This window comes from Pelosinus baikalensis (assembly GCF_020819555.1).
GTDB classification, from domain to species: Bacteria; Bacillota; Negativicutes; order DSM-13327; family DSM-13327; genus Pelosinus; species Pelosinus baikalensis.
This window is the reverse complement of the sequence record NZ_JAJHJB010000022.1, coordinates 41,604-55,108: the sequence shown is the minus strand read 5'-3', so window position 1 is coordinate 55,108 and position 13,505 is coordinate 41,604. Positions and strand designations below refer to the sequence as shown.

Genomic DNA, 13,505 nt, shown 5'->3' with positions numbered 1-13,505 from the left:
ATCGTTATTTATATGGTGCTAATATATACTTGGAACAAATACATATGGGAACGTTTATGGAGGAGTCTGTCACCCGATAGGCTTCTTTTTGCATTTTTGGGGAAGACTAAGGGAGAAAAGGGGTTGAATTTAATGATTGGAACAAAATTGCAATGAATAAATTTATAGGATAATTATCAAATACGAGGAGATAAGAGGAGACGTTATATGGAAAAATCACTTATTGCGGTTATCGTTTTTTTAGTGGCATATGCCTTAATTATTTCAGAAAAGATCCATCGTACTGTTACTGCTTTGGGAGGGGCTGTTTTATTAATTCTATTTCAGGTAATTAATCAAGAAACCGCGTTTCATCATATTGATTTCAATACGATTGGTCTTTTAATCGGGATGATGATTATGGTCTCGATTGTTAGTCAAACAGGCTTATTTAATTATTTAGCAATATGGGCAGCTAAAAAAGTGAATGCTGATCCTGTGAAACTCTTAGTTTCTCTTGCTGTTTTAACTGCTGTAAGTTCGGCACTTTTAGATAATGTAACAACGGTGCTTTTAATGACTCCTGTTATTTTTAGCATAACAGCTCAGCTGAAAGTTCCGCCAATACCTTATTTAATCACAGAAATTATATCGTCAAATATTGGCGGTACGGCAACCCTGATTGGTGATCCTCCGAATATTATGATTGGCAGTGCCGTGAAAGAGTTAACATTTGCAGCATTTGTTAATAATTTAGCATTGATTTCATGCTTCATTCTGATTATTACCTTAGGGATATTGGTGCTTATTTATCGCAATCGTTTGAAGACTACGGAAGAACTTAAAACGAAAGTAATGGAACTGGATGAGAAAAAGCAACTTCAAGATATTCCTCTGCTTAAAAAATCGTTGTTTGTACTTTCAATTACTATCGGTGCTTTCTGCTTCCATCAGGTTCTTCATTTAGAGTCGGCTACGGTTGCCCTTTCCGGAGCAGTACTATTATTAGTGATGACTTATGCCCAATCGGAGCATGAACTGGAAAGAATTTTTCACAAAATCGAATGGTTAACGATTTTCTTCTTCGTTGGCTTGTTTATCCTGGTCTCTGGGTTAGTCGAGACGGGTATTATTTCCGTATTAGCCCAAGATCTAATGAAATTAACGGCAGGTAATTCCGTGGCTACTGCAATGGTGATCTTGTGGCTGAGTGCTATTGCTTCGGCTTTTGTTGATAATATTCCTTTTGTGGCTACGATGATTCCCCTTATCAAAGAAATGGGAACCATGGGCGTTGCTAATCTTGAACCTCTCTGGTGGAGTTTAGCCCTGGGAGCTTGTTTAGGAGGAAATGGAACGTTAATTGGAGCTAGCGCTAATGTAATAGTTGTGGGGCTAGCCGCACAAAATGGTCATAGCATTTCTTTCATGAAATACTTTAAAGTGGCATTTCCTTTAATGATACTATCAATTGTGATTTCTAGTATCTATATTTATTTAAGGTATCTTGGATAACTATAGGCATGAGATAAGCTGCTAATTGACTAGATATTTATTTTCTAGAGTATAGAATCTTGTATGTATTCTTGACAAATACTATATACTATGGGTATAGTATATAGTATATATTTTTAGAGGCTATGATAGGAAGGAGTACGTTATTGCCGCCGTATAGAGAGGAGATCCGTGGCTGAAAGATCTCTCGGAAGTGGGATAGCGGAAGGTAGTCCTGGAGCTATTGCATTGAACTGATAGTAGGTGCAGTCGGTATGCCCCGTTATGGCGTCGGAGTTTGAGTGATTCTAAAGAGTAGAGTTATCTCAAAGAAACAAGGTGGTACCACGAAAGTATGCTCTTTCGTCCTTTTAGGATGAAAGAGCTTTTCTATTTTTTCAGTGTTTTTAGTGCTTCTGTGGTTAAAAGGACGCCTAAATATTAAAATGGTAGGAGGATCTCTAGATGGAAAAGAATATTCCAACTGTGTATGACCCACAGGCAGTGGAAGAAAAGTGGTATAAATATTGGGAAGATAATGGTTTCTTTCATGAGGAAGTAAATAAGGACAAAAAACCTTTTAGCATTGTGATTCCCCCGCCTAATGTAACTGGGCAGTTACATATGGGCCATGCTTTAGACAATGCCTTGCAGGACATTCTAATTCGTTTTCGCCGTATGCAAGGCTACAATACCTTGTGGATGCCAGGAACCGACCATGCTGGTATTGCTACGCAAATAAAAGTAGAAGAAATGTTGGTTAAAGAAGGCAGCTCTCGCCACGATCTGGGGCGTGAGAAGTTTATCGAAAAAGTTTGGGAATGGAAAGAGCAGTATGGGGATCGGATTATTAAACAATTAAAAAGTTTAGGTGCTTCTTGTGATTGGCAAAGAGAGCGCTTTACCATGGATGAAGGCTGCTCTGAAGCAGTGCGTGAGGTTTTTGTCTCATTATACGAGAAGGGACTTATTTATCAGGGCAACCGCATTACCAATTGGTGTCCTCGTTGTAATACTGCACTTAGCGATATTGAAGTAGAACATGAAGAAAAACCAGGGAATTTATATCATGTTCGTTATCTGGTAAAGGGAAGCCAAGGGGAATATGTGACGGTGGCTACGACTCGGCCAGAAACCATGTTGGGTGATACAGCAGTAGCTGTGAATCCAGAAGATGCTCGTTATCGTGATTTAATTGGGAAACAATTAGTATTGCCTTTAGTAGGACGACTGATTCCAGTTATTGCAGATGAATATGTAGATCCTGCTTTTGGTACAGGTGCTGTTAAGATTACGCCTGCTCATGATCCGAATGATTTTGAAATGGGGCTGCGTCATAATTTACCCCAAATCGTTGTAATTGCTAACGATGGTACAATGGCAGCGGATACTGGTAAATATGCAGGGCTGGATCGTTATGAGTGTCGTAAAATATTGGTTGCTGACTTAGATGAAATAGGCTCTTTGGTAAAAGTGGATGACCATATGCATGCTGTAGGGCATTGTCAGCGTTGTACTACTGTTGTAGAACCATTAGTATCTAAGCAGTGGTTTGTTAAAATTCAGTCATTAGCAGAACCAGCGATTGAGGCTGTGACAACAGGTGCCATTCAGTTTGTGCCTGAACGATTTACTAAAACCTATATTAATTGGATGGAGAATATTCGGGATTGGTGTATTTCTCGCCAGCTTTGGTGGGGACATCGTATTCCAGCTTGGTATTGTGAATGTGGTGAAACCATTGTAGCCCGTGAAGCAGTTACTGCATGCCCTAAATGTGGTAGTCATCGTATAGAACAAGATGAGGATGTATTAGATACTTGGTTTAGTTCCGGCTTATGGCCTTTTTCTACCATGGGATGGCCAGAAGATACAGAAGAATTAGAGCAGTTTTATCCTACAAGTGTACTGGTAACTGGTTATGATATTATTTTCTTCTGGGTAGCCAGAATGATTATGATGGGTTTAGAATTTAAGAAGGAAATTCCTTTTAAACATGTATTTATTCATGGTTTGGTGCGTGACTCACAAGGACGTAAAATGAGTAAATCCTTAGGAAATGGGATTGATCCACTAGAGGTTATTGACAAAAATGGTGCAGATACTCTGCGTTTTACATTAGTGACTGGTAATACGCCGGGAAATGATATGCGTTTTTATTGGGAGCGGGTAGAGTCTAGTCGTAATTTTGCCAATAAGCTTTGGAATGCATCTCGCTTTGTATTGATGAATTTAGAAGATGTAACCACTGTGGAACAATTAGCAAGTTATGGTGCCACAGCCAAGAAGGAGGATTATTTTACATTAGCAGATAAATGGATCTTAAGTCGTTGCGCTAAGACGGTGAGTGAGGTAACTCGTAATTTAGAACGCTTTGAATTAGGAGAAGCAGCTCGTCTGTTATATGAATTTATTTGGAATGAATATTGCGACTGGTACATTGAAATGGCAAAAGCCAGATTGTACAACAAGGAAGCAGTCGAGGCTCGGAATACTGCTCAGTATGTCTTATGGTATGTATTAGAAAATACGTTAAAACTATTGCATCCATTTATGCCATTTATTACAGAAAGTATTTGGCAGCACTTGCCTCATGACGGACAGAGCATCATGGTAGCTGATTGGCCTACTGACAGTTCAGCAACACTCATTAATGAAGATACGGAACAACAGATGGTTATAATGATGGAAACCATTAAGTCAATTCGTAATATGAGAGCGGAAGTGAACGTGCCACCAGGGAAAAAGAGTGAAGTTATTTTGCAAATTACAGCTAGTGAATTTCAGCAGGTGTTTGCAAGTAATTTACAGTATATAAAAACTCTGGCTTCAGCAGAGTCGGTCCAATTGTTAGGAGCCGATGACGCCAAACCAGATAATGCGATGACTGCAGTAGTGAGTGGTGTGGAAATTTACCTGCCATTAAAAGGTTTAATTGATATAGAAAAAGAATCTCTTCGATTAAATAAAGAATTAACAACATTAGGGAAAGAAATTGCTCGTATTGATGGAAAGCTTTCCAATGAAGGTTTTGTAGCGAAGGCTCCAGCAGAAGTGATTGCAAAAGAAAAAGCAAAAGCAGAAGAGTATCAAGAAAAGCAAACAGCAATTCGGGAACGCTTGGCTTATTTGGCTACGCTGTAGAGAGTATAAGGTAATAAATATAGTGGTATGATTTGTGAACCACAAAGGTAAGTGTCGATATAAGGCATATAAAGTAGGTATGTAGAGTTAATTATAGTTTCCTTTGTGTCCTTTGTACTTTTGTGGTTCCATTATTTTTCTCTACTTTGTCAGTTTATTTCGGAAGGTGTGAAAACAATGACATATGAAGAATCCCTAACCTATTTAGCTAATCTAACTAAGTTTGGAATTAATTTAGGTTTAGCTAGAATTGAAAAACTATTAGAATTAATGGACCATCCTGAAAGAAAATTTAAAACCATTCATGTAGCAGGTACTAATGGCAAAGGATCAACGACAGCAATGTTAGCATCCATTCTAAGGGCTTCAGGAATAAACACAGGTATGTATACATCGCCGCATTTATCTGCGTATACAGAACGTATGATTGTGAATGGAAAAGAAATTGCTCCTGATGAATTTGGAGAGGCTATTGCGTATACAAGTAGATTTATGGGTAAAATAGTAGCACAAGAATTAGGTCATCCGACTGAATTTGAAGTGCTAACGGCAGCTGCGTTTTATTATTTTGCAGCCTGCGGCGTGGAGTATGCTGTCATTGAAGTTGGTTTGGGCGGGCTTTTAGATTCAACTAATGTGATTATGCCTGAAATATCAGTGATTACCAACGTTACTTTGGACCATACAGATAAATGTGGCAACACCGTAAGGGAAATTGCCCATCATAAATCAGGAATTATTAAAAAAAATGTCCCGGTGATTACAGGTGCCCAAGGAGAAGCTTTAGATGTTATAAAAAATATCTCACAAAAAAGCGCAGCGACTTGTTACGTATACAGAGAAGATTTTTCAGCAACATTTCTTGAAATGGAAGGGGAATGTCAAAGAATAGTGGTAGCGGTTGGAACCGAAAGAAAAGCAGTTCCCTTTCTTGTTAATCTTCTGGGTGGACATCAAGTCGATAATTGTGCAGTAGCAGTTATGACTGCAATGGTTCTGGGAAAAAATGAAAAACGTATTGATCTATCTGCAATCGAAAAGGGACTACTAACAGTACGATGGCCTGGACGGTTTGAGGTAATGCCTGGAAGACCTACTGTGATTATTGATGGTGCACATAATCCTGATGGAATAAGAGCACTGCGGGAAAATTTAGATCGATTTTGTAAAGGGAAAAAAATAGTTTTCTTGTTAGGAATTTTACAAGATAAAGATGTGAAGACTATGGTTACGACATTAATACGATCGCAAGATAAAGTAGTCGTTGTGGCCCCTATGTCTGAAAGAGCAGGAAAACCAGAAATAGTTGCCCGGGAAATAAAGGCTGAACATGTAGAAGTCGCCTCTTCAATTGAGGAGGGGGTAAAACGTGCCAAATTATTAGCCGGTGAAGAAGATATTCTCTGTGTTGCGGGTTCCTTATATCTAATTGGTGCCGTTCGAAAAATAATATGTAGCTAGACAAATGACTCTTTCTTAGCTATAATTAAAAATGGTATTGAATTTGGCAGTTACTAAATAGTATGAGTACGTAGAAAATACTAAATGGTAAGTGCTATTAGACGGGTGAATTTATGTATATAACATATAGAACTACCCATACTCAGTATTTTTTAGAATATTTGATTGAGCACTGCATACTGGCGGTGACCTTTTTTTTGCCATTGTCCCTCAAATGGAGCAGTATCTTTCTAGGTCTGGGTGCTTTATTATGGCTGGGAAAGATCATAGTTCTACAAAAACTGGATTTTAAGGCGACCCCCTTCGATGCTGGTATAGCCTTGTTAGTTCTATTATCAGCTGCTTCTATTTTGGCATCTCCTGATAGAGACTTTAGTTTTTATAACTATTACAACTTAATGGGACGATACCTATTACTTTACTATTTGGTTGTCAATAATATGCGTTCTAGCAGTCAAGTAAAGCGGCTTATATGGAGTATGTTAGCATCAGCGGTAGTGGTTGCTATGTATGGCTTTTATCAATATTTTTTTGGGGCTACCCTCTCAGCTCTTGAGTGGGTAGATGGAGAGCAGTTTCCAGATCTAAAGATGCGAATTTTTTCTACTCTGGAAAATCCTAATTTGTTGGCTGGGTTTTTAGTTACCATGATGGCGATTGCTTCAGGTATGGGATATAAAGCGCAGGAGAATAAGTATAAAATAGTATATTCTGTGTTAGTAATCATGTTTGGGGGATGTTTACTTCTTACCTATTCGCGAGGTGCCTGGCTTAGTGTATTAGCCATTGTGGCTATGTATGGTATGTTGTGCAATCGTAAAGTATTTTGGCTACTGTTGTTATTGCCTGTTATTGCATTTTTTGCTCATGATGCATTACTAGAGCGACTTATGTCAATTATGAATCCTACCGATACTTCATCAACGCTGCGGCTGGCTCTATGGGAAAGCACAATCGCTATGATTGTGAATAAGCCATTTCTAGGCATTGGTTGGGGAGCCTATTGGATGGTATATCCCGACTATGATTTTTTCATAAATAATCCGAATACTAAGATTTTTCATGCTCATAATATGTATTTAAATATTGCTGCTGAAATTGGTATTCCAGGTTTGATTACTTTCTTAACGATCATGTGTGGACACTTGCGTTTAGCCTTATCTTCAGTAAGAGAGTCTATTCGATGGTCATCCGGAATTATGTTAGGAATTGTGGGAGCGATATTTGGTCTGATTGTAAATGGATTTACGGATTATGTAATGTTTAATATACAGCTATCCATGTTGTTTTGGTTGCTGAATGCACTCATTGTAGTAGTGTGGCAGCAAAATTCTCAGCGGCAAGATCAGAATTATCGATTGAAAAAAGTAATATAGGTATTGTTACAAAAAATAGAGCCATTGTGCTCTATTTTTGCTATCAAGGGAAACAAAGCCTTTAAGAATGCGGTTTATGCGTTAATTGCATATTACATAGAATAGAAGGAGTTAAAATGTATTTTTGGCATAAGAAGTAAGAATATGTTGAAAATAATTAAAAAATTTAAATAAAAATAAAATAATATCTTAATAAGAGGCAGGATTTTTTAGTTTATGTGAGAAATTGTACATACTAGAGAAATGAGAGAAAATAGAGAAAAGAATGTTAACTGCTCATTCGCCACTTACATTCGAGGGAGGATTCTGGGTTGAAAGACAGTAAAGACAAAATTTCCATTTCCAAGGCTACGATAGATCGTTTACCATTGTATTTTCGGACCTTGAGGCTAAGTCAGGAAGAAGGTATGGAGATTATTTCTTCTGAGGAGCTGGGGCAACGTCTAGGAGTGACTCCGGAACAAATTCGTAAAGATTTAGCTTCTTTTGGTCAATTTGGTAAAAAGGGTGTTGGCTATTATGTGAGTGAACTCATTCGCAATATAGGAGAAATCTTAGGACTTGATTACAATTGGCATATTGCTGTGGTGGGTGTAGGACACTTAGGCTGGGCATTGGCTAATTACCGTAATTTTGATTCGCTAGGTTTCAATTTAGTAGCTATGTTTGATGTTGATCCCAATAAAATTGGGCAATGTATAAAAGGTACAGAGGTCTTTCATTTAGACCGCTTAAAAGAGGTGATGGAGGAAAGGACAATTCACATTGGCATTATTGCCGTGCCCGAAATGTATGCTCAGGAAGTAGCTGATCAATTAGTTGCTGCTGGAGTACGGGGCATATGGAATTTTGCCCCGAGAAAAATTAAGGTGCCTGAAGCTGTTCGAGTTATCAATGAAGACTTGTCAGTAGGATTAAGTAGCTTATCCTTTTACTTAGCCCGCCAGACACCAACAAATTAATCACTCAAATGTATGGAGGAAAGTGTTAAAATGATTGATATCAAAGATCGTGTGCGTAATAAAGCGCTTCATGCCAAAATCGTGAGCGCCGAAGAAGCAGCGACAGTTATTAAGCCTGGAATGAACATCGGAACCAGTGGATTTACGCCATCTGGTTATCCAAAAGCCGTACCGTTGGCATTAGCTGAACGAATCAAAAAAGAACATTTCCAAATTAACCTTTGGACTGGTGCATCCGTAGGAAAAGAATTAGATGGTGCGTTAGCCGCTGTAAATGGGATTAATAAACGATTACCCTATCAGACCAATAATGAGGTTCGCAAATCCTTAAATTCAGGTGGCGTAAAATACTGCGATTTACATTTGAGTCACACAGCTCAAATGTCTCGATATGGATTTTTAGGTGGTAAGGTGGATGTAGCGATTATTGAAGCGTGTGCCATTACCGAAGAAGGACATATTATACCGACCACATCCATGGGCAACTCTGCCTCCTTTGTGCAAAGTGCCGACATTGTGATAGTGGAAGTCAATACAAGCCAGCCCTTAGCCTTAGAAGGAATGCATGATGTATATATTCCACTAGATCCTCCTCATCGTCTGCCAATTCCGATTGTTAAGGCCGATGATCGTATTGGAACCAATTATATTCCATGCGGTCTTGATAAAATAACCTACATCGTTCCATGTGATATTCGGGATGATGTTCGTGATTTAGCAGCCATTGATGATGATGCTAGAGCTATGAGCGCACTTTTTATTGACTTTTTGAAAAAAGATATAAAAGCTGGACGCATGCCAAAAGGACTCTTACCGCTGCAATCGGGTGTAGGTTCCGTTGCCAATGCAGTAGTAAGCGGCTTTGCTGAATCTGATTTTACAGATTTAGAAGTTTACACTGAAGTCATTCAAGATGGAATGTTGGATTTAGCGGATGCTGGCAAGTTAAAATCTGCTTCTGGTACTTCGTTCTCCCCATCTCCTGCTGGATTAGAACGATTCTACAAAAATATTGATACCTATCGTAAAATCATGATGCTGCGTCCTCAGGAAATAGCAAATAGTCCTGAAATTGCCAGAAGGATTGGTGTTATTGCCATGAATACAGCCATTGAGCTTGATATTTATGGAAATGTGAATTCGACCCATATCATGGGTACAAAAATGATGAATGGTATAGGCGGTTCAGGAGATTTTGCTCGTAATGCGTATCTAACCTGCTTCTTTAGTACCTCCACTGCCAAAAATGGAGCCATTTCATCCATTGTTCCGATGGTTTCTCATGTGGATCATACAGAACATGATGTTGATATATTTGTAACTGAATTGGGTGTGGCCGACGTCCGTGGACTTAGTCCCAAAGAACGGGCGCGGGTAATTATAGAAAATTGTGCTCATCCGGACTATAAGCCTATGCTGATGGATTATCTGGAAAGAGCCGAAAAAGCGACCAAATACGCACAAACACCACATATTTTAACAGAAGCACTTTCATGGCATACCCGGTTTATAGAGACCGGCACCATGAAGAAGCAGTAAAGGAGGATTATTAGTATGGATAATGAAAGCTTAAAATTAAAAGTGGCAGAGTATACTGCCAAAGTAGAAAAAGCAAGTGCCAAATTCCCAGAACGTAAAAACCTGGAGTATAACCGATTGTATACTCCACTAGACCTTGAGGGTCAAGATTATGAAAAAGATTTAGGAGTACCAGGATCCTATCCATTTACTCGTGGTGTGCAGCCGACTATGTATCGCGGTCGTTTCTGGACTATGCGTATGTATGCTGGCTTCTCAACAGCTGAAGAATCTAACAAACGGTATCGTTACCTCTTAGAATCCGGTGGTACAGGTCTATCTTGCGCCTTTGACTTACCTACTCAAATCGGATATGACTCTGATGATATCATTTCCGAAGGTGAAGTCGGTAAAGTAGGGGTAGCCATTGACTCTTTGGCAGATATGGAAATTTTGTTTGACCAAATCGATTTGGCCAAAGTATCCACTTCGATGACCATTAATGCACCAGCATCTGTACTTCTTGCGATGTATATTGCAGTAGCTGAGAAAAATGGCATTGGACCAGAAAAATTAAATGGTACCATTCAAAATGATATTTTGAAAGAGTATGCAGCTCGCGGTACTTACATTTTCCCTCCAAAGCCTTCCATGCGTTTGATTACCAATATATTTGAATATTGTTCAAAGAATGTACCGAACTGGAATACCATTTCCATCTCTGGTTATCACATTCGTGAAGCTGGTTCAACTGCAGCGCAAGAAATTGCTTTCACCATTGCAGATGGTATTGCGTACTGCGAAGCCGCAATTAAAGCTGGACTTGATGTAGATGCCTTTGCTGGTCGTTTATCCTTCTTCTGGAATGCTCACAATAATGTATTAGAAGAAGTAGCAAAATTCCGTGCTTCTCGTCGTGTATGGGCTAAAATCATGAAAGAACGCTTTGGTGCTAAAAATCCTAAATCCTGGATGCTTCGTGTACATACACAAACAGCAGGATCCATGCTAACTGCGCAACAGCCTGATAACAATGTAGTACGTGTTGCCTTGCAGACCGCAGCAGCCGTTATGGGTGGTACTCAGTCCTTACACACAAACTCTAAAGATGAAGCATTGGCATTGCCAACGGAAGCTTCCGTACGTGTTGCTCTTCGTACCCAGCAGATTGTAGCCTATGAAAGTGGTTTAGCAGATGTAGTAGATCCTTTAGCTGGTTCTTACTATGTAGAAGCGATGACCAACCAAATCGAAGCAGAAGCATTGAAATACATTCAGAAAATTGATGACATCGGCGGTGCTGTTGTTGCGATTGAAGAAGGTTATATCCAACGAGAAATTCAAGACAGTGCTTATAAATGGCAAAAAGAAGTAGAAAACAACGATCGAGTGATTGTTGGTGTGAACAAATTCCAAATTGAAGAAAAACCAGTAGAAGGCCTCTTGCGTGTAGATGCTTCTGTAGGTGAATTGCAAAAGAAAAAGCTTGCTGATCTAAGAGCAAAACGAGATAATGCTGCTGTAACTGCGGCTTTAGCAAAACTAGAAGCAGCTTGCGGTGATGACAGCGTTAATTTGATGCCAATCATCTTGGAAGCAGTAAAAACCTATGCAACACTTGGTGAAATTTGTGGCGTAATGCGTAAAGTTTTTGGTGAATACCAAGCGCATGCAACACTGTAAGAGGATAGGAGGAATAACGATGGAAAAACGTGTTAGAGTATTAGTTGCAAAACCTGGTTTAGATGGACATGATCGGGGAGCGAAAGTAGTAGCTCGCGCTTTGCGTGATGCTGGCTTTGAGGTTATTTATACGGGCTTGCGTCAAACTCCCGAGCAAATAGCAGAAGCTGCGTTGCAAGAAGACGTAAATGTAATTGCCTTAAGTTTATTATCTGGTGCTCACAATCACTTGTTCCCACGTATTGTTGAGTTAATCCATGAAAAGGGTATGACGGATGTATTAATAATTGGTGGTGGAGTTATTCCTGATGCTGATATACCTGTTCTTAAAGCAGCTGGTATATCCGAAGTGTTTACGCCAGGTACATCAACAACTACTATCATTGACTACATCAAGGAAAATGTGAAATAAAAATAATATAGCCTAGGCTGTGTTACAGTAGCATAAGGTGGTGTAACCAATGAATATTGCAGATGAATTATTAAAAGGTTCTCGATTAGCCCTGTCCAGGGCTATCACGGCTGTGGAGAATGAATATGATGATGCAGTATCGATTATGCAAACGTTATATTCACATACTGGTAATGCTCATATTATTGGTATTACTGGACCACCAGGCGCAGGAAAGAGTACATTAACGGATAAACTAGCTAAAGAATATCGCCGCCAAGGGAAAACCGTAGGTATTATCGCAATTGATCCTACAAGCCCCTTTTCAGGTGGAGCTATCTTAGGTGACCGTATTCGCATGAATGAACTAACCTTGGATCAAGGTGTTTTCATTCGCAGTATGGGTACTAGAGGGAGTTTGGGTGGTTTATCCCGTAAGACATCGGAAGCGATTAAGATTTTAGATGCTTTCGGTTTTGATGTGGTTCTTGTTGAAACCGTTGGTGTAGGGCAGTCAGAAGTCGATATTGTCAAAACCGCTGATACTACTTTAGTAGTATTAGTACCTGGTTTAGGTGATGATATTCAGGCAATTAAAGCCGGTATATTAGAAATTGGTGATGTTTTTGCCATTAATAAGGCAGATCATGAGGGGGTTGACCGCCTTCACACCGAGCTAGAAATGATGCTAGACTTAAATCAGGATAAAATAGAGTGGCGTCCACCGATTCAACGTGTTATAGCAAATCGTGGTGAAGGTATAAACGAGTTAGCTGAAGCGATTGAAAAGCAGATTGTTCACTCAAAAGAATCGGGTCAATTTGTCAACCGTCGCACCAATCGTACCAAAAGTGAATTGTTAGCGATGCTTGATGAGCAGGTTGGAAGATATGTGCGAAAACAGCTTTCGGATTATGGAAAATTCGATGAGTTGGTAATCAGTGTAGAAAAACGCGAAAAAAATCCGTATGCTGTTGTTGGCGACATAATGACAACTATTTTACGATAATTGAAAAAGGAGGATTAACTATGTTTAAAACATTAAAGGTAGACCATATTGGTATTGCCGTAAAAGATCTAGAACAGGCTAAGAAGTTTTATAGCGAAGTACTTGGTATGGAAGCAGCAGGCGAGGAAACTGTAGAACAACAGAAAGTGAAAGTTTGTTTCTATCCTTGTGGAGATAGTGAGATTGAGCTTTTAGAATCCACTTCACCAGATGGTCCTATTGCTAAATATATTGACAAGAATGGTGAAGGTATACAGCATCTTGCTTTGCGTGTGGATAATATCGAAGCTGCGATTGCTGATTTGAAAGCAAAAGGCGTACGTATGATTGATGAAGTACCTCGTTACGGTGCAGGCGGGGCCTCAATTGCTTTTGTTCATCCTAAAGCGACTGGCGGCATTTTACTTGAGTTATCAGAACGTAAATAAGAGTTGATAGAGTTATATAATGTATACAATTAGAAAATATTGCGAATTATATAGTCTTAC

At 39.2% G+C, this 13,505-nt stretch carries 10 protein-coding genes and 1 other annotated feature; all 10 genes read left to right on the top strand.

Annotated features, from left to right (window positions below):
• Nucleotides 1–207: 207 nt before the first annotated feature.
• The 10 genes from LMF89_RS15395 (at nucleotide 208) to mce (ending at nucleotide 13,445) form a co-directional block, all read left to right on the top strand.
• Nucleotides 208–1,494 carry an ArsB/NhaD family transporter gene (locus tag LMF89_RS15395; RefSeq protein WP_229535865.1) on the top strand — a complete coding sequence of 429 codons (1,287 nt, stop codon included), beginning with the start codon at nucleotides 208–210 and terminating at the stop codon, nucleotides 1,492–1,494.
• A 116-nt stretch (nucleotides 1,495–1,610) separates the two neighbouring features.
• Nucleotides 1,611–1,847, top strand: a binding site (T-box leader).
• 91 nt (nucleotides 1,848–1,938) lie between these two features.
• Nucleotides 1,939–4,617 carry a valine--tRNA ligase gene (locus LMF89_RS15390; RefSeq protein WP_229535864.1) on the top strand — a complete coding sequence of 893 codons (2,679 nt, stop codon included), beginning with the start codon at nucleotides 1,939–1,941 and terminating at the stop codon, nucleotides 4,615–4,617.
• 177 nt (nucleotides 4,618–4,794) lie between these two features.
• A complete protein-coding gene (locus LMF89_RS15385) occupies nucleotides 4,795–6,078 on the top strand; it encodes a bifunctional folylpolyglutamate synthase/dihydrofolate synthase (protein ID WP_229535863.1) in 1,284 nt (427 codons plus the stop codon).
• 113 nt (nucleotides 6,079–6,191) lie between these two features.
• Complete coding sequence (locus tag LMF89_RS15380; protein ID WP_229535862.1) at nucleotides 6,192–7,454, top strand: O-antigen ligase family protein; 1,263 nt, start codon at nucleotides 6,192–6,194, stop codon at nucleotides 7,452–7,454.
• Between the two features lie 311 nt (nucleotides 7,455–7,765).
• Nucleotides 7,766–8,416, top strand: a complete 651-nt coding sequence (locus tag LMF89_RS15375) for a redox-sensing transcriptional repressor Rex (protein WP_007957288.1) — start codon at nucleotides 7,766–7,768, stop codon at nucleotides 8,414–8,416.
• Between the two features lie 30 nt (nucleotides 8,417–8,446).
• Nucleotides 8,447–9,955, top strand: coding sequence for a succinyl-CoA:acetate CoA-transferase ScpC (gene scpC, locus LMF89_RS15370; protein WP_229535861.1), 1,509 nt, complete (start codon nucleotides 8,447–8,449; stop codon nucleotides 9,953–9,955).
• Nucleotides 9,956–9,970: 15 nt separating this feature from the next.
• On the top strand, nucleotides 9,971–11,617 hold the full coding sequence (locus tag LMF89_RS15365) for an acyl-CoA mutase large subunit family protein (protein WP_229535860.1): 1,647 nt from the start codon (nucleotides 9,971–9,973) through the stop codon (nucleotides 11,615–11,617).
• Nucleotides 11,618–11,636: 19 nt separating this feature from the next.
• A complete protein-coding gene (locus LMF89_RS15360) occupies nucleotides 11,637–12,029 on the top strand; it encodes a cobalamin B12-binding domain-containing protein (protein ID WP_229535859.1) in 393 nt (130 codons plus the stop codon).
• Between the two features lie 49 nt (nucleotides 12,030–12,078).
• Nucleotides 12,079–13,017, top strand: a complete 939-nt coding sequence (meaB, locus tag LMF89_RS15355; protein WP_007959487.1) for a methylmalonyl Co-A mutase-associated GTPase MeaB — start codon at nucleotides 12,079–12,081, stop codon at nucleotides 13,015–13,017.
• 20 nt (nucleotides 13,018–13,037) lie between these two features.
• The gene (mce, locus tag LMF89_RS15350; protein WP_007959485.1) at nucleotides 13,038–13,445 is read left to right on the top strand and encodes a methylmalonyl-CoA epimerase; all 408 of its coding nucleotides are present in this window, start codon (nucleotides 13,038–13,040) and stop codon (nucleotides 13,443–13,445) included.
• The last annotated feature ends 60 nt before the right edge of the window (nucleotides 13,446–13,505 follow it).

Excerpts from the sequence above, each read along its gene's own strand:
- LMF89_RS15380 (WP_229535862.1), top strand. The coding sequence starts at position 6,192 with ATGTATATAACATATAGAACTACCCATACTCAGTATTTTTTAGAATAT.
- mce (WP_007959485.1), top strand. The coding sequence starts at position 13,038 with ATGTTTAAAACATTAAAGGTAGACCATATTGGTATTGCCGTAAAAGAT.
- LMF89_RS15360 (WP_229535859.1), top strand. The coding sequence starts at position 11,637 with ATGGAAAAACGTGTTAGAGTATTAGTTGCAAAACCTGGTTTAGATGGA.
- LMF89_RS15385 (WP_229535863.1), top strand. The coding sequence starts at position 4,795 with ATGACATATGAAGAATCCCTAACCTATTTAGCTAATCTAACTAAGTTT.
- meaB (WP_007959487.1), top strand. The coding sequence starts at position 12,079 with ATGAATATTGCAGATGAATTATTAAAAGGTTCTCGATTAGCCCTGTCC.
- LMF89_RS15395 (WP_229535865.1), top strand. The coding sequence starts at position 208 with ATGGAAAAATCACTTATTGCGGTTATCGTTTTTTTAGTGGCATATGCC.
- LMF89_RS15365 (WP_229535860.1), top strand. The coding sequence starts at position 9,971 with ATGGATAATGAAAGCTTAAAATTAAAAGTGGCAGAGTATACTGCCAAA.
- LMF89_RS15390 (WP_229535864.1), top strand. The coding sequence starts at position 1,939 with ATGGAAAAGAATATTCCAACTGTGTATGACCCACAGGCAGTGGAAGAA.
- scpC (WP_229535861.1), top strand. The coding sequence starts at position 8,447 with ATGATTGATATCAAAGATCGTGTGCGTAATAAAGCGCTTCATGCCAAA.